15 protein-coding genes are annotated in these 17866 nt (G+C 27.6%); 11 read left to right on the top strand and 4 right to left on the bottom strand.

Annotation, left to right across the window (positions count from 1 at the left end):
• Positions 1-159: 159 nt before the first annotated feature.
• Complete coding sequence (locus RYM86_RS00830; RefSeq protein ID WP_315076534.1) at positions 160-1167, bottom strand: PLP-dependent cysteine synthase family protein; 1008 nt, start codon at positions 1165-1167, stop codon at positions 160-162.
• Between the two features lie 489 nt (positions 1168-1656).
• Here RYM86_RS00830 and RYM86_RS00825 point away from each other — a divergent pair, with 489 nt between their 5' ends.
• The gene (locus RYM86_RS00825) at positions 1657-3045 is read left to right on the top strand and encodes a L,D-transpeptidase family protein (RefSeq protein WP_315076531.1); all 1389 of its coding nucleotides are present in this window, start codon (positions 1657-1659) and stop codon (positions 3043-3045) included.
• 218 nt (positions 3046-3263) lie between these two features.
• Here RYM86_RS00825 and alr read toward each other — a convergent pair whose 3' ends face one another.
• Together alr and RYM86_RS00815 are read right to left on the bottom strand one after the other, a co-directional pair.
• Positions 3264-4424, bottom strand: coding sequence for an alanine racemase (gene alr, locus RYM86_RS00820; RefSeq protein WP_315076529.1), 1161 nt, complete (start codon positions 4422-4424; stop codon positions 3264-3266).
• Positions 4425-4550: 126 nt separating this feature from the next.
• On the bottom strand, positions 4551-6011 hold the full coding sequence (locus tag RYM86_RS00815; protein ID WP_315076527.1) for a PLP-dependent aminotransferase family protein: 1461 nt from the start codon (positions 6009-6011) through the stop codon (positions 4551-4553).
• Between the two features lie 238 nt (positions 6012-6249).
• Between RYM86_RS00815 and RYM86_RS00810 the strand changes: the two genes are divergently transcribed.
• The 3 genes from RYM86_RS00810 (at position 6250) to RYM86_RS00800 (ending at position 9025) form a co-directional block, all read left to right on the top strand.
• Positions 6250-7632, top strand: coding sequence for a L,D-transpeptidase family protein (locus tag RYM86_RS00810; protein WP_315076524.1), 1383 nt, complete (start codon positions 6250-6252; stop codon positions 7630-7632).
• A gap of 133 nt (positions 7633-7765) precedes the next feature.
• On the top strand, positions 7766-8053 hold the full coding sequence (locus RYM86_RS00805) for a DUF503 domain-containing protein (RefSeq protein ID WP_315076522.1): 288 nt from the start codon (positions 7766-7768) through the stop codon (positions 8051-8053).
• Positions 8054-8068: 15 nt separating this feature from the next.
• Entirely contained in the window at positions 8069-9025 is a 957-nt protein-coding gene (locus RYM86_RS00800; RefSeq protein ID WP_315076520.1) for an aromatic acid exporter family protein, read from the top strand.
• A gap of 243 nt (positions 9026-9268) precedes the next feature.
• Here RYM86_RS00800 and RYM86_RS00795 read toward each other — a convergent pair whose 3' ends face one another.
• Positions 9269-10003, bottom strand: a complete 735-nt coding sequence (locus RYM86_RS00795; RefSeq protein WP_315076518.1) for a GntR family transcriptional regulator — start codon at positions 10001-10003, stop codon at positions 9269-9271.
• Positions 10004-10689: 686 nt separating this feature from the next.
• Here RYM86_RS00795 and udp point away from each other — a divergent pair.
• From udp to fsa, 7 genes are all read left to right on the top strand, one after another.
• Positions 10690-11472 carry a uridine phosphorylase gene (gene udp, locus RYM86_RS00790; protein ID WP_315076515.1) on the top strand — a complete coding sequence of 261 codons (783 nt, stop codon included), beginning with the start codon at positions 10690-10692 and terminating at the stop codon, positions 11470-11472.
• A 187-nt stretch (positions 11473-11659) separates the two neighbouring features.
• On the top strand, positions 11660-12862 hold the full coding sequence (locus RYM86_RS00785) for a nucleoside transporter C-terminal domain-containing protein (protein WP_315076511.1): 1203 nt from the start codon (positions 11660-11662) through the stop codon (positions 12860-12862).
• Between the two features lie 183 nt (positions 12863-13045).
• Entirely contained in the window at positions 13046-14236 is a 1191-nt protein-coding gene (locus RYM86_RS00780; RefSeq protein ID WP_315076508.1) for a phosphopentomutase, read from the top strand.
• A gap of 229 nt (positions 14237-14465) precedes the next feature.
• On the top strand, positions 14466-15281 hold the full coding sequence (locus tag RYM86_RS00775) for a transketolase (RefSeq protein ID WP_315076505.1): 816 nt from the start codon (positions 14466-14468) through the stop codon (positions 15279-15281).
• A gap of 13 nt (positions 15282-15294) precedes the next feature.
• On the top strand, positions 15295-16221 hold the full coding sequence (locus tag RYM86_RS00770) for a transketolase family protein (RefSeq protein WP_315076503.1): 927 nt from the start codon (positions 15295-15297) through the stop codon (positions 16219-16221).
• Positions 16222-16294: 73 nt separating this feature from the next.
• A complete protein-coding gene (deoD, locus tag RYM86_RS00765; protein ID WP_315076500.1) occupies positions 16295-17002 on the top strand; it encodes a purine-nucleoside phosphorylase in 708 nt (235 codons plus the stop codon).
• A gap of 175 nt (positions 17003-17177) precedes the next feature.
• The gene (gene fsa, locus RYM86_RS00760) at positions 17178-17822 is read left to right on the top strand and encodes a fructose-6-phosphate aldolase (RefSeq protein ID WP_315076497.1); all 645 of its coding nucleotides are present in this window, start codon (positions 17178-17180) and stop codon (positions 17820-17822) included.
• Positions 17823-17866: the final 44 nt, after the last annotated feature.

The raw sequence follows: 17866 nt of genomic DNA, 5'->3' as shown, positions 1-17866 counted from the left end.
TAACAATTTATATATGTTCATACATTGTATATTTTAATAGTAATTTCAATATTATGCTATGTTTTAAATATATGTTGATATATGCAATAGGTAAAGTTCAGTTACTTCCTTCACTTTGCTTATGTATATTTAAACATTCTGATAAAACATAGCATAATTTTATAATCTTTTTAAATCTATTAATTCAATATCGGAAGAAATAAAGTTATCTTTAATTGGTTCACATTCCATTAAATCCGTACTTAAATATTTTTTATTATCATCAGCAAATATTGTAACTACATTTCCTTTATAATTATTTAATTCAAGTGCTTTTATAGCTCCTAAAAAATTAGCGCCAGATGATATGCCAACCCCTAAACCTAAAATTTCAGAAAGTTTTTGTGCCATTATTATAGCATCACCATCATCAACACTTATTACTTCATTTAATGCTTTTAGATTTAATATAGGTGGAATAAATTCATCTACAATTCCTTGAATTCGATGTTCACTTACTTGAAATCCAGTTGAAAGTGTAGGTGAGTTTGATGGTTCTAAAGGATATATTTTCATGTTATCATTATTATCTCTTAGATATTTACCTATTCCCATAATTGTTCCCCCAGTTCCAACACCAGCAACAAAAGCAGTAGGAATAATTCCAATGCTATTTAAAGTGTTCCATATTTCTGGGCCTGTAGACAGGTAGTGAGCTTCTACATTATTTTTATTAGAAAATTGACATGGAAGAAATACAGTATCAGAATTTAATTTTCTTTTTTCTGCAAGTTCTAAACATTTTAAAAAGCCACCTTCTTTTTTAGAAACTAATATTAAATTAGCATTAAAGCTTGATAAAAGTCTTTTTCTTTCATCGCTCATCCAATCAGGCATATAAATATCAATAGAATTTCCTAAGTAAGTGCCTATAGCTGAAAATGATATCCCCGTGTTTCCACTAGTAGTTTCAACTATGGTGTAGTTTTGTTTTATAGAATTATTCAAATAAGCTTTTTTCAAAATATATAAAGCCATTCTATCTTTTATACTTCCAGTGTAATTGTAATATTCAAGTTTTGAATATATTTTTAGTTCTCTCTCTTTATATTTAAATAATATTTCTATAAGGGGAGTGTTACCAATAAGTTTTTCTAAGTTATTTATTTTATCAAGTATATTCTTCATAAAAAACTCCTATTCTAAATTTAGTGTTATATTATAGACTATGTAATTTTTAAGGAATGTTCTCGTTATATGGAGGTAAATTATTAACACTATAATATATAATATTTAAATGGATTAATAATTATTAGTAGTTGTTATGAAAAAATAAATTCAATAAATCAGGATATATTCAGCTTATAAAAACTTTATTAAGAATTAGTTATTTACAGAAGTAATCAGTATAATAAGAAATTTCGATATTTATCAGGGGAAAACTTCATTCTCAAATAACAAAAAAATATATTATAAAATTTAAATTTAGTCAATAAAGTAGTAAAGTGTATTGTAATAACAATAATTACCACAAATATAAGCTGATTTTATTAATATATAGAGTTATTATAATAAGCATATTTGTGATATAATCATTAGAATAATGTATATATTTAAAGTTTATATATGTAATATATAATTTAAAATTTTTCTTAATATAAAGAGGGGACAAAAAACATGAGAAAACGAAGGCACAAACCTACCAAAAATACTACAAATATGAAAGCTATTATAGTAGGTGTTACTATTTTACTTGCTATTTATTTGGGAGGATCAGCATATTTTGCAAAACATTTTTATTTTGGATCACAAATTAATGGGATAAATGTTGGAGGGACAACTGTTGAAGAAGCAACGGAATTATTGGCTTCTAAAATTCCACAGTATAAACTTGAACTTGAGTTAAGGGATGATAAAAAGGAAGAAATTAAAGGTGAAAGCATAGAATTGACTTATGATCCTAAAGATAAAATAGAAAATTTAAAGAGTAATCAAAAAGCATTCTCTTGGCCAAAATCTATATTTAGTAAAAGCCATTCTACATTAAATGATATAGTGACTTTTAATGTAGATTTATTAGATAAACAATTAGACAATCTTTCTTGCATTAATGAAAATGTAACAGAACCTGAAAATCCTGTTTTTGAATATACAAGTAATGGTTACAAAATATTACCTGAAGTAAAAGGGAATAAAATAAAAAAAGAAATATTTTCTGATGTATTAAAAAACGCTATTATTAATGGTGAAACAAAAATAAATTTAGAAGAAATGAACTGTTATGAAAATCCAAAATTTAATTTAGATTCAAAAGAAGTTAGTGAAGCAAAAGATGTACTTGATAAATATTCAAAATTAGAAATAACATATGATTTTGAAGATAGTAAAGAAGTATTAGATGGTTCTACAATACATAATTGGCTTTATGTTAATGATGATATGGAAGTAATGATTAGTGAAAAAAACGTTAGTCAATATATTTATTCTTTAGCAAGTAAATATAATACTTTTTCTAAAACAAGAGAATTTCATACATCGTTAGGAGAAACAGTAAATGTTGATGGTGGAAATTATGGATGGATTATAGACAAGCAGGCGGAAGTAACTGCACTAATTGAAACGATAAAAAAAGGTGAAAGTGTTACAAAAGAACCTGCGTATTCTCAAACAGCTATATCACGTGGAAAAAATGATATTGGTGATACATACTTAGAAATTAATTTTGATAAGCAACATATATGGTATTATAAAGAAGGTCAATTAATAGCAGATGGTGATGTTGTTACAGGCAATGTTAATAATAATTGGGGAACTCCAGTAGGAACATATAGATTAAACTATATAGAACGAAATGCTACATTGAAAGGTGAAAATTACAGCTCTCCAGTTAATTATTGGATGCCTTTTAATGGGAATATAGGACTTCATGATGCAACTTGGAGAACAGAATTTGGTGGACAAATCTATTTAGCAAATGGTTCGCATGGATGTATTAATGCTCCATATGAATTAGCTCAAAAAATATTTGAAAATATAAAGGCAGGAACTCCTGTAGTTTGCTATTAAATATTTTCAAGCAATATAAAAAATCATAAAAACACACTGACTAATATTAAAAAGTTATTGTAAATATAATAATATCCCATAGGAATAATCCTATGGGATATTTAAGTTTATCTTTGTTTTAAATGTGTGTTGATATATATTACTTGGTATAAAATTTTGATTATGGATCTTAAAACACACCTTTGCAAAATAACTTTGACTTTAAACCTATTGCAGTATTAAAGATAATTTCTAACATTAAATATTTCACCATTTTTCATATAAACTCTAGGTATTCTATATTTAAGCATACAAAGAATCTCATAATTTATTGTTCCCATAGATTTAGCAAGATCATTAGCAGTTAATTTTAAATCACCATCTTCACCAAGAATTATTACTTCATCACCAACATTGACATTATCCATATCAGTAACATCAATCATACATTGATCCATGCATATTCGACCAACAATTGGAGCGAATTTTCCATTTATTATAACTTTAGCACCAGGAGCAAGTAATCTAGAATATCCATCAGCATATCCAATAGGTAAAGTTGCTATAATGCTTTTTCTTTCAGTTTTAAATGTTTTACCATAGCTTATATAGCTGTCTATATCTAATTCTTGTACACGTGTTAAACTAGCTTTTAGAGTTAAAGCTGGCTTTAATTTAATATTTTCTTTATTTATTTCATCAGATGGATAATATCCATAAAGTATTATACCAGCTCTTACGCTGTCTAAATAAGTTTTTGGCATATCTATAATAGCACCACTATTAGATATATGCTTTATTGGAATTTTAACTCCAACCTTTGAAAGCATATTTATAAAAGATGTAAACTTATTAAATTGTTCATTAGTATATTCTTTATCAGTTTCATCAGAAGTTGAGAAGTGAGTAAATATACCAATTACATCTAGACCTTTTAAATTATATATTTTTTTAATATCTTTAATTGCTTTTTCATTTGGAATAAATCCAATTCTCCCCATACCTGTATCAATAGCAACATGCACTTTGGCTTTTTTGTTAAATTTTATAGCTAAGTGTGATAATTTTTTTGCATATTCTAAATCATAAACAGTTTGCTCTATATCATAATTAACGACTTCCTCAAATAAATATTCAGGAGTATATCCTAAAATCATAATTGAAGCAGTTACATTGTTGTTTCTAAGCTCAATTGCTTCAGTTAAAACAGCAACAGCAAGTCTAGAAGCACCATTTTCAAGTAGAGTAGGAACTACATCTAAAGCCCCATGTCCATAACAATCAGCTTTTACAACTGCAATTACATCCTTGTTTTGTGCTAATTTTTTTATGTTTTTCATATTATACGCTATTGCATCTAAATCTATTTCTGCCCATACTGGTCTCATTATTTTTTCCATAATTATCGTCCTCACTAGTATTTAATATTAATAAAGTATAGTTTATCCTATAATATTATTTTATTAAAGTAGCTACTATAATGAAAGAACCACTAAGTTTTTAATTTGCATAAAGAGTGGTTTATCCTATACTTTAGATTTAATTGATAGAAGTTTTATGTTATCTCCTATGATTTTAATACCTCTTCTTACGTCATCATCAGTTACTCTACCAAATCCAATTCTAAAAGTAGTCTCATCAGCATTACCTTCATAAAAAATATCTCCAGGCATAAACATAACTCCATCTTTATAACATAATTCTAATAGTTGTCTGGAATTTATATGATCTTTTAATTTAATAAAAACATGAAGGCCACCTTCACCAGTTATATACTCATAAGAAATATGTTTATTTATCATTTCAATAACAAGATTATATTTATCTTTATAATATTTCCTGACATTCTTCAAGTATTTATTAAAAGAACCACTTTTCAAATAATAATAAAAAGCACTTTGATCTAAAAAAGAAGAATGAATAGTTTTTCCACGTTTTACACTTTCTAAAATATCTATAAGCTTTTGATCAGCAAATATCCAACCAATTCTAAGACCAGGAAATAAAATTTTTGAAAGGCTACCTATATATATAATACCATTGCCTTCTCCAGCTAAAGATGCTATAGGCTCAATTGGGGAACTAGAATATAAAAGTTCTTCATTAAACCCATCTTCTATTATTGGAACAGAATATTTTCTAAAAAGATTATATATTTCTTTTCGCCTTTCGCTCTTAGTCACAATACCAGTTGGATTATTATAAGAAGGTATTAAGTATCCAAACTTAGGTTTGCACTCACTTAATCCTTTTTCAAGTTCAATTAAATCTAAACCATCCTTATCCATATTAATTTGTACAACCTTTAAACCATATGATTTCATTATTTTTATTGCAGTATTATGCGTTGGCTTTTCGCAGATTATAGTATCACCTTTGGTAGTTAAAGAAGACATTACTATATCAAAAGCTTCTGTAAAACCATTTGTTATTAAAATATCTTTACTATCTACATTAACTCTTTTTTTTATCATATAATCAAAAAAATAATCAATTAGTGGTTTGTATCCTTTAGCATATCCATAATTTAAAAGGTTGGTATTTTCATATGACCATGCATCTAATAAAGCTCTTTTAAAATCATCAAGATTGAAAAGATCACTTTCAGGTGCTATAGATTTAAAGGATATTAGACCTTTTTTATAAGGAAATTCATTTTTTATTATATCCAAATTTCTAAGATTATTAGAATAATCATTTGTCATAGAAGAGTAGTTTATATTATAGGCATAACATTTAGTTTCACTTTCTATTGCAATAAAAGTACCAATACCTCTTTTAGTAACGATAATGCCATTACTTTCCAATTCTTCATAAGCAGAAATAACTGAATTTCTACTTATATTTAAAAATTTACTTACTTCTCTTGTAGAAGGAAGTTTACTATCTCTTTTTAATTCACCTTTTTTTATTCCATTAATAATATGTTGTTTTATTTGTAAATAAATAGGTTTATCTTTATTGATATTAAGAGTAGAAAATATCAAATTTAATCACCTCGTGTTTAAATACATTTTGTTTTTATACAATCTATAGAAGTATTTATTGTCAATTAGTATTATATCAATTTATTCCAAATTAGTACAATTAAAGCTACTTATTAAATACAAAAACACCTTAAAAATAGAATAAATATTTTAATAGTTTAATATAATGAAAAGAATTCAATTCAGATTAAGTACTTTTACATTATACTATTTTAAGAAAGGAAAGGAAGTAATTGTTGTGGATAAGCAATATAAAGTAAAATACTTAAAGAATATAGGTATTATTTTTTTTATTATTATTATTATATATCTTAGTTTATCTTTTTATTTTTTTAATCATTTTTACTTTGGAACTATAGTAAATGGCGTTAATATTTCATGCAAAAATTTAGAGGATTCTAATACAAAGCTTTCAAGTGAACTAAAATCATACAAATTAGAATTAAAAGAACGTGATGGGAATAATGAAGAAATTTTAAATAGTAACATTGATCTAAAATACAATCCAGAAGATAAACTGAAAGACTTAAAAAATAAGCAGGAACCTTTTCAATGGATTTTTAAGTTTTTCAAAACAAGTAACTATAACAGTGTGAATTTAGTTTCATATAATGAAGATTTATTAAATGAATGTTTAAATAAGTTATCATGTTTTGATGAAAATAAAGTAGTAGAATCTAAAAATCCTACTTTTAAGTATGTAGACCATGGATATGTGATTATAGATGAAGTTTATGGTGATAAAATAAAACGAGATGTTTTATATGAAAACATAGTTAAATCAATAATTAATGGAGTACGTATTTTGAATTTAGATGAGATTGATTGCTATGAAAATCCTAAATACACATCTGATTCATCTAAAGTTATAGCTGTTAATGATAAACTTAACAAATATATATTAACAGAAATAACTTATGATTTTAGTAATAGAAAAGAAGTAATAGATGATTCTATAATAAATGAATGGATTGGAGTAGATGATGATTTAAATATTATATTCGATGAGAAAAAAATAAGACATTATGTTAATGAAATAGCAAATTCTTATAATACTGTAGCAAAAACTAGGGAGTTTTTGACCTCTACAGGAACGACAGCTAAAGTCACAGGAGGAAATTATGGATGGATTATCAATACAGAAGAAGAGATTAAGACTTTAATAAATTTAGTTGAAAATGGAGAAACTATTACAAGAGAGCCAATATATCGCCAAAAAGCAGTAAGTCGTGATGTTAATGATATTGGAAGAACTTATGTGGAAATTAATTTTACAAAACAATATTTATGGTTTTATAAAGATGGAACAATGGTTGTACAAGGTAATGTAGTAACTGGAAATGTAAGCTTAGGGCATGCAACTCCTGTAGGAGTATATATGTTAAATTATAAGCAAAAAAATGCAACTTTAAAAGGAGAAAACTACGCTACTGATGTTAATTATTGGATGCCTTTTAATGGGGGAATTGGTATACATGATGCAATTTGGAGAGGTCAATTTGGTGGAAATATATACAAAACAAATGGATCACATGGATGTGTGAATGCACCATCGTATTTAGCTCAAAAGATATTTGAAAATATTGAACCAGGAACTCCAATAGTATGTTATTATGAATAAGTAAATAAATGATTTATTTTTGTGATTATTAAACAAAAGCGGATAACAAATGGGTTATCCGTTTTTAGACATTAAGATGATTTTATAATAATATTTATAAGTATTTATAAAAGAAAGGTGTTGATTTATAATAATGAAAATTTTAATACTAAAGATTACATTAAGAGCTTCGTGGGTGTCTTCATTAAAAGAAAAGAGAATGATTGTAAAAAGTTTAATACAGAGGTTAAAAAATAAATTCAATATATCCGTATCTGAAATAGATAAGCAAGATATTCATAAAACTATAGCTATTGGTATGGTTGGGATATGCGGAAATTCAGCACAAGTAGATTCAACAGCAGAAAATATAATAGAATTTATAGATAGCAATACAGATGCAGAAATAATACATATAGAAAAAGATGAGGATATATTATAGGAGAATAATAAATAAATGAAGAAATATTTTCAATCAAAAACAGTTAAATCAGCATTATCAGCAACAATAGCGATTTTTATATCTAATTATATGGGATTAGAATTTTCAGTAACATCAGGAATAATAGCAATTTTGAGTATTCAAGATACCAAAAAAGAAGCATTACTTATTTCAATTAGAAGAATCTTAGCATCAATGATAGCAATATTATTATCATTTGTATTGTATTTAGTATTAGGAAATAATCCTATGATATTTGGACTCTTTTTGCTTATATTTATACCAATAACTAAATATTCGAAAATAACAGAAGGAATGATAGTTGGTGCCGTATTGTCAACGCATCTTCTGAGTAGTGATAATATAAATTTTTATTGGATTTTTAATGAAGTAACTTTAACTATAGTTGGTATTGGTGTTGCAATGATATTTAATTTATATACAATGTCATTAGAAGAAGAATTTGATAAGAATAAGGATAAAATAGAGGAATATTATAGAATAATATTATCTAATATGGCATTAAGTTTAATTACTCAATCAGTACCAATATATGAACAAAGGATATTAAGGGATGCTGAGGATTTAATAAAAAAAACTAAGGTAATAGCTCATAAAATAGATAATAACTATATTTTTAAAAGTGATGATTATTATATACGATATATAGATATGAGGATATTACAATTAAAAACTATAAAAAGAATGAAAAATCATTTTTCAAAATTCTATATGACATATGAGCAAACAAAATTATTATCGGATTTTACAAAGGATGTTTCAATAAATATTTATGAATATAATGATTGTATTAAACTAATAGATAAGTTGAGTTTGTTAAGAGATGAATATAAATTAATGGAATTACCTGTAAATAGAGATGAATTTGAAAATAGAGCACTACTATTTCAATTTTTAAATGATTTAGAAGAGTTCTTAATTGTAAAGAAAGAATTTAAATCGAACTTTTAAAATAATAATTTAAGAAAAATTTGGATTAATGGCATACATAATTTAAAAGTTTGCATACTAATTAGCAAATAAAAATTCGTTAGTGTTATTTCTTATTTGTTAAATTATATTGGTGTAAAAAATATATATAAATTGAATCACAATAGTCCTATTTATGGATATTGATATCTAGTAGTTCATATAACAGAATCACCTATTGCTAAAAATATTTTAGCAATAGGTGATTCTATTATTATTATCTTTTTATTTTGTAGGATGTAGCTTTATAGACGTTGACTTTATAGGAAGATAATGTTTGTTTGATACTATTGGAAATTCATTATCTTTAAATATTGTTTCTTGAATTAAGTAAAATTTATCTTCAGATGCAATGGGATGCTGTTTTGCAGCAAAATTTCCAGAAGTTGAATATTTTATTTCAATTAATACATCATTAGTTATTTCATAAAGTTCCTTTTCTAAAAATTCTAAGAGTTGTTTTTTATTATTTAAATCGATATTAAGTGCTGATATGGTTTCGATTGGTATCAAAGTAAATGTGTAAGCAATAGCTTTTCCTTGATACTTATACCATCTATCAATAAGTACAACGGCAGCAGTACTTTTAACTAAAACTTTATTAAAATAATCCGTAGAGGGTTCTATACGTAAAATAATTTCAACATCATCAATTGGGTCGTCTAAAGACTTGTAAACAGGATGTCCTATCTTTTCAAGACCGATGTCTTTGTGTGTTTCAGATTTTATTATAAAATTACCTTTACCTCTAATGTTTTTTATTAAGCAATCATCTTGAAGTAGAGCTAAGGCCTGCCTCAAAGTTGTTCTACTCACACCAATGAATTTTGCTAATTCAGGTTCTGATGGAAGTCTGCTACCTTCTTTAAATGTACCTTCATTTATCATTTTAAAAAGTTGATTATATACAGTAACATATCTTAATTCTTTAGGTTTTACACTTAAGTTAATATCATTCATAAAATTCACCTTTCATCAATAACTAGCGTAGGCTATGTATTATGCTGATTAAACTAGCATATTTTTTCATAAACTACCTAGCAAAGTATTAATACAATTTTTAAATGCATAAGCATGATATAAATCGTATGCTATATTTTATAGAATAGTTTTGATCTAAGATAACGATTTCTGTTTTGCAAATAGTACTTAATAACTAGAAAGTATTATCCTAGAAAAATTCCAATTAAATTTCAAAATTTAATTTACGTATATAATTTTATAATAGATTATTTGAAATATTAATTAGACAAGTTTAATACAAGTAGATAAATAAAAGTCTAAATAAAAAACATATTATAAAATCTATACTTTATTATAACATTAAAACGCTCAATTTGAACATAAGGTAATCATTAAGATTATGTTGAAATTTATATGTATAAAACTCAATAATATAACTAATATATCTAATATATCAATATTTTAACACAATTGCTATACTCTTATAAAAAACTTGACATACAAATAATAGACATGATATTATTTAGGCACAGACAATGATACAATAAAATAGACAAGTAGAGTAAATGTCTAAAGCGATGTTTTATAACAAACATGTAATCGTCTTCCCGGTATATTACAAAATAGATCGGGAATACTAATAAAAACTAAAAAATACATAAATAAAAAATGGAGGGATTGAAGTGAAATATTCACAAGGATCAGGTAAACAATATCATATAGACGTTGCAGAGGGAGAAGTAGGGAAATACGTGATTCTTCCAGGAGACCCTAAGAGATGTGCAAAAATTGCTGCATATTTTGATAATGCTGAATTAGTTGCTGATAAAAGAGAATACGTTACTTACACAGGATACTTAGATGGTGTTAAAGTAAGCGTTACCTCAACAGGAATTGGTGGCCCATCAGCTGCTATAGCATTAGAAGAATTGGTGAAATGTGGAGCAGATACTTTTGTTAGAGTAGGCACATGTGGTGGAATGGACATAGATGTTAAAGGTGGAGATATGATTATCGCTACTGGAGCAATTAGAATGGAAGGAACTAGTAAAGAATATGCACCAATTGAATTCCCAGCAGTTGCTAATATTGATGTAGTTAATTCATTAGTACAAGCATCTAAAAGCTTAAAGGAAGAATATCATGTAGGAGTTGTACAATGTAAAGATTCTTTCTACGGTCAACATTCACCAGAGACAAAACCTGTTAGTTATGAATTAATGGATAAATGGAATGCATGGTTAAGATGCGGATGTCTTGCATCTGAAATGGAATCAGCTGCTTTATTTATAGCTTCAAGCTACTTAAGAGTACGTGTGGGTTCAGTATTTTTAGCTATAGCTAACCAAGAACGTGCTAAAGCAGGATTAGAAGATCCACAAGTTCATGATACAGATGCTGCAATAAAAGTTGCAATAGAAGGTATTAGAAATTTAATAAAAGCAGATAAAGAAAATAATAAATAATAATTACTTAGAGAAAATTTCATGGTTTATAAATTACTAAATGTAGTGTAATTATGTTATTAGCATAAATAGTTAAAATTTACTGATGAAATTTTCTCATAACTTAAGGTATTGGAATGAGATTTAAAAGAAGTATGAGGTTTTATGGGGAAGATTTAATACCATAACAAAAGATAGGAGAAAAATTATGAACATAGTTATAAATTTAATAGGAATAATTTTATTATTAGGAATAATGTATATTTTATCTGCCGATAAAAAAAGTGTTCCTCACAAAACAATATTAAAAGCACTTGGTATACAATTTATAATTGCATTTTTATTAGTAAAATTTCCATTAGGAAGAACCATAATATTAAAAGTATCTGATGTAGTTACTCAAGTACTTGATTATGGTAAAGAAGGAATCGGTTTTTTATTTGGAACTATAGGTGATGCAGGCGCACCTACAGGAATGATATTTGCTATTCAAGTATTAGGAAATATTGTCTTCATCTCAGCATTAGTTGCGGCTTTATATTATTTAGGAATATTAGGATTTATAGTTAAAATTATAGGTAAAGCTATTGGTAAAGTATTAGGTACAACACAAGTTGAAAGCTTTGTTGCAGTTGCTAATATGTTCTTAGGTCAAACAGAAAGCCCAATATTAGTTAGTAAATATTTAAATAGAATGACTGATAGTGAAATAATAGTTGTATTGGTTTCAGGAATGGGAAGTATGTCAGCTACGATCATAGGTGGATACACAGCATTAGGTATTCCGATGGAATATTTATTAATAGCTAGTGCTTTGGTACCAATGGGAAGTATTGCAATCTCAAAATTATTATTACCTGAAAGAGAAGAAACTCAATTAATTGAAGATGTTAGCATGGATAATAAAGGTGATAATGAAAATCTTATTTCTGCAATTTCAGAAGGTGCTATGAGTGGATTCCAAACAGCTGTAGCAATAGGTACTTCATTACTTGCAATTATTTCTTTAGTAGCACTAGTTAATGGTATACTTGGAATTTTTGGTGTAAGTTTACAACAAATATTCTCTTATATATTTGCACCTATTGGATTCTTTATGGGATTAAATGGATCAGATATACTTACAGCAGGTCAATTATTAGGAAGTAAGTTAGTATTAAATGAATTTGTTGCATTCCAAGATTTAGGTAACATATTTGGTTCATTAAGTTATAGAACAGGTTTAGTACTTACTATATCACTTTGTGGATTTGCTAATATTTCAAGTATGGGAGTTTGTATTTCTGGAATAGCAGCGTTATGTCCAGAAAAAAGAAATACACTTGCTAGATTAGCATTTAAGGCAATGATTGGTGGATTCGCAGTTAGTGTTCTAAGTGCAATGATCGTTGGACTTCTTACTTTAATATAAACTATAGTACATACTAAAATTATAAATTAATAAGATTTTACATTATGTTAAAGTTATAAAGATTTTCTTTATAACTTTAGCATTATTATATAAAATTTATTTTAAATTATATTTTACAGAATAAACAAAAATACAGTAAAATTAGTATTAAAACATAGTCTAATTTGGAAAGGAATTGAAGATATGAAAAAGTATAATAGAATTTTCACAATTGTAATAGACTCACTTGGAATAGGCGGCATGCCAGATTCAATGGAATATGGAGATAAAGGAGTAGATACTCTTGGACATATTGCTGAATCAGTAGAAAAATTTAATATACCAAATTTAGAAAAGTTAGGTATATCAAATCTACATTCTATAAAACATGTAAAAGCAGCAGATAAGCCTTTAGCTCATTATATGAAAATGAAAGAAGCAAGTGTTGGTAAAGACACTATGACTGGTCATTGGGAAATGATGGGTTTACACATTACAAAACCATTCCAAACATTTACAGATACAGGTTTTCCACAAGAACTATTAGATGAATTAACAAAAAGAACAGGACATAACATAGTAGGAAACAAAAGTGCAAGTGGTACTGAGATATTAGACGAACTTGGAGAACATCAAATGAAGACAGGAGATATGATAGTATATACTTCTGCTGACTCTGTTTTACAAATTTGTGGTCATGAAGAAACTTTTGGTTTAGATGAACTTTACCGTTGTTGTGAAATAGCAAGAGAACTTACTCTTAAAGATGAATGGAAAGTTGGAAGAGTAATTGCTAGACCATATTTAGGATCTAAAAAAGGCGAATTTAAACGTACAAGTAACAGACATGACTATGCGTTAAAGCCATATGGAGAAACAGCACTTAATGCATTAAAAGATAATGGATTTGATGTGATATCTGTAGGAAAAATAAGCGATATATTTGATGGAGAAGGAATTACTGAATCAAATAAATCAAAGAGCTCTGTTCATGGAATGGAACAAACATTAGAAATAATGGATAAAGATTTTAAAGGATTATGTTTTGTTAACTTAGTTGATTTTGATGCTTTATGGGGACACAGAAGAAACCCAGTAGGTTATGCAGAAGAAATAGAAAAGTTTGATGTTAACTTAGGAAAAGTATTAGAGAAATTAAAAGAAGATGATTTATTAATAATAACAGCTGATCATGGAAATGATCCAACTTATGTTGGTAGTGATCATACACGTGAATTTGTTCCATTTATAGCTTATTCACCATCTATGAAGGAAAATGGATTAATGGATACGGTGGATAGTTTTGCTACAATTGGTGCAACTATAGCTGATAACTTTAAATTAAAAATGCCTCAAAATACAATTGGAAAATCAGTATTAGAAAAGTTAGTTTAATTATATTAAAAAATGAATAGATATTTTAGTATGAAGATAGCTCTAAACTTCATGTAGAGCTTGTCTATACCTGAATATGGACAACTATTCAGGTATAGACATCCATAAATGACTTATTAGATTAAAATTTTATAGATACAGAAATTTATTTTAAGAATTCTAAAATATCAATATTTAAAACAAAGTTAATTATATATGCTACAAATTGAAAGATTGGTTGGTGAAAAGTATGAATAAAGAAAATTTAATTTCTACATTAAAAGAAGTAAAAAAAGACATAATAGAAATGATTTATGCAGCAAAATCAGGACATCCAGGTGGTTCTCTATCTTGTTCAGAAATAGTAACATACCTATACAATGAAAAGATGAATGTTGATGTTAAGAATCCTAAGGATCCTAATAGAGATAGATTTGTATTAAGTAAGGGACATGCAGCTCCAGCTCTTTACTCTGTATTAGCTGAAAAAGGATATTTTCCAAAAGAAGAATTATATAACTTAAGAAAAACAGGAGCACTTCTTCAAGGACATCCAGATTCTAAGCATGTGCCAGGCGTAGATGTGTCAACTGGGTCACTTGGTCAAGGAATATCAAATGCAGTAGGAATGGCATTAGGTCTTAAAACACAAAAGAATGATGCTAAGATATATGTTGTTTTAGGTGATGGAGAATTACAAGAAGGATTAGTTTGGGAAGCTTCAATGGCAGCAGCTCATTATAAATTAAATAATTTAGTTGCTATAATTGATAACAATGGTCTTCAAATAGATGGTAAAAATGAAGATGTAATGGGAGTTTCTCCTTTAGATAAGAAATTTGAAAGTTTTGGTTGGAATGTTGTTATTTGTGAAGATGGTAATAACTTTGACAAAATAAATGAAGCATTTTTAGAAATAGAAAAGTGCAATGATAAGCCAAGTGTTATTATAGCTAAGACTGTAAAAGGTAAGGGAGTTAGCTTTATGGAAAATGAAGCAGGTTGGCATGGTCAAGCACCTAACGAAGAACAAAAAAATCAAGCAATCAGTGAAATTGAAAGATAGGAGGAATTTTAAGATGGGTAAGGCAACAAGAGAATCATACGGAATGGCGTTAGTTGAACTAGGACATGAAAATGAAAAGATAGTAGTTTTAGATGCGGATCTTTCTAAATCAACAAAAACTAATGGATTTAAAGAAGAATTTAAAGATCGATTTTTTAATGCAGGTATAGCAGAACAAAACTTAATGGGAATGGCTGCTGGTTTTGCTAATGTAGGAAACATACCTTTTGCAAGTACATTTGCTGTGTTTGCAAGTGGAAGAGCTTTTGAAATAATAAGAAACTCTATTTGTTATCCAAAAGTTAACGTAAAAATAGCAGCAACTCATGCAGGAATTACGGTTGGCGAAGATGGTGGATCACATCAATCAGTTGAAGATATAGCACTTATGAATTCACTTCCTAATATGACAGTAATAGTTCCAGCAGACCACAGAGAAGCAATGGCTGCAACAAAAGCTGCTGCTGAATTTAATAGTCCTATTTACTTAAGATTTGGAAGATGTAATACAGAGGATATATTCGATGATAATTATAAATTTGAAATCGGAAAAGGTGTTGAGGTAAGAGAAGGTAATGATGTAACTATTATAGCCACAGGAATGATGGTTCAAAAAGCTATAGAAGCATCAAAAGAATTAGAAACTCAAGGAATTAAAGCAAGAGTTATAAATATTTCTACTATAAAACCGATAGACAGAGAAATAATATTAAAAGCTGCTAAAGAAACTAAAGGAATAGTTACAGCAGAAGAACACTCTATCATAGGTGGACTTGGAGCAATGGTTTCTCAAGTTGTGTGTGGAGAATTTCCTACTTTAATTAAAATGGTAGGAATTAAAGATACATTTGGAGAATCAGGAACACCAGATGAACTTATGAAAAAATATAATTTAACTAGTGAAGAAATAATTAGAGAAGTTAAATCAATATTAAAATAGATTTTACTTATATAAAGCCTAAACGGAAAAATATAACAATTAATTAAATTATAATAAGCGGAGGTAAGACACAATGAGTATTCATATTAATGCACCAGAAGGCGCTATAGCAGAAAGCGTATTATTACCAGGAGATCCTTTAAGAGCTAAATTTATAGCAGAAAACTTCTTAGAAGATGTAGTTTGTTACAATGAAGTTAGAGGAATGTATGGATTTACAGGAACATATAAAGGTAAGAGAATATCAGTACAAGGAACAGGAATGGGTATCCCATCAATGTCTATATATTCTACTGAATTAATAGAAAGCTACGGAGTTAAAAATCTTATAAGAGTTGGAACTTGTGGTGGTTACCATGAAAGAGTTAAAATCAGAGATCTTATAATTGCAATGTCAACTTCAACAGATTCAAATCTTAACTTAGTAAGATTCCAAGGTAGAACTTATGCACCAACAGCAAGTTTTGATTTATTAAAACCTGCTTATGATATAGCAGTACAAAAAGGATTTGAACCTAAAGTGGGTAGCGTATATAGCTCAGATATATTCTACGGAGACGATAATGAAGATTGGAAGAAATGGGCTGACTTTGGTTGCTTAGGAGTTGAAATGGAAACTGCAGCATTATATACAATAGCAGCTAAACATAAAGTTAATGCATTAACTTTATTAACAGTAAGTGATCACTTTATAACAGGTGAAGTAACAAGTGCAGAAGAAAGACAAACAACATTCAAAGCAATGATGGAAGTCGCTCTTGATACAATAGCTTCTTTATAAGAAATTAAAATTCTAAGTTTTAGGTGGAGTAATGCTTCATCTAAAACTTAGAATAGTTGCTTAAACGAGTGCAAACGTTGTATTTTATAAAGTAATCGTTAACTTTTGAAGTTAAAGGATTATGCATACTAATTATAGAATAAATAAATTAAGAAAAGATTAGGAGGATTAATCGATGAAAATTTTTGTTGATACAGCTAATATTGAAGAAATAAAAAAAGCTAATGAGTTAGGAGTTATTTGTGGTGTTACCACAAACCCTTCACTTATAGCAAAAGAAGGAAGAGACTTTAAAAAAGTGATTAAGGAAATCACAAGCATTGTTGATGGTCCAATAAGTGGAGAAGTTATTTCAATGGAATGTGAAGGTATGGTTAAAGAAGCACGTGAAATAGCTAAAATTCACAAAAACATGGTAATAAAAATTCCTATGTGTGCAGAAGGATTAAAAGCAGTAAATATTCTTCATAAAGAAGGAATAAAAACAAATGTAACATTAATCTTTTCAGCAGTACAAGCATTACTTGCAGCAAGAGCTGGTGCAAGCTATGTAAGTCCATTCTTAGGAAGATTAGATGATATCGGAAGTACAGGAATTACATTAATAGAAGATATATCTGAAATATTTGCAGTTCATGGAATAGATACTGAAATTATATCTGCAAGTGTTAGAAATCCAATTCATGTATTAGAATGTGCTAAAGCAGGATCCGATATAGCAACAATACCATACAATGTTATTATGCAAATGATCAAGCATCCTCTTACAGATGCGGGAATTGAAAAATTTTTAAAAGATTATGAAGGCATGAATAAATAGAATATTTATTGGCTCTGCTTTATCTATTATTGATATATGCATAA

The organism is uncultured Clostridium sp. (assembly GCF_963527835.1).
Classification (GTDB): Bacteria; Bacillota; Clostridia; order Clostridiales; family Clostridiaceae; genus Clostridium.
Note: the sequence above shows the minus strand (reverse complement) of the source record. Positions and strands in the feature narration are given on the sequence as shown.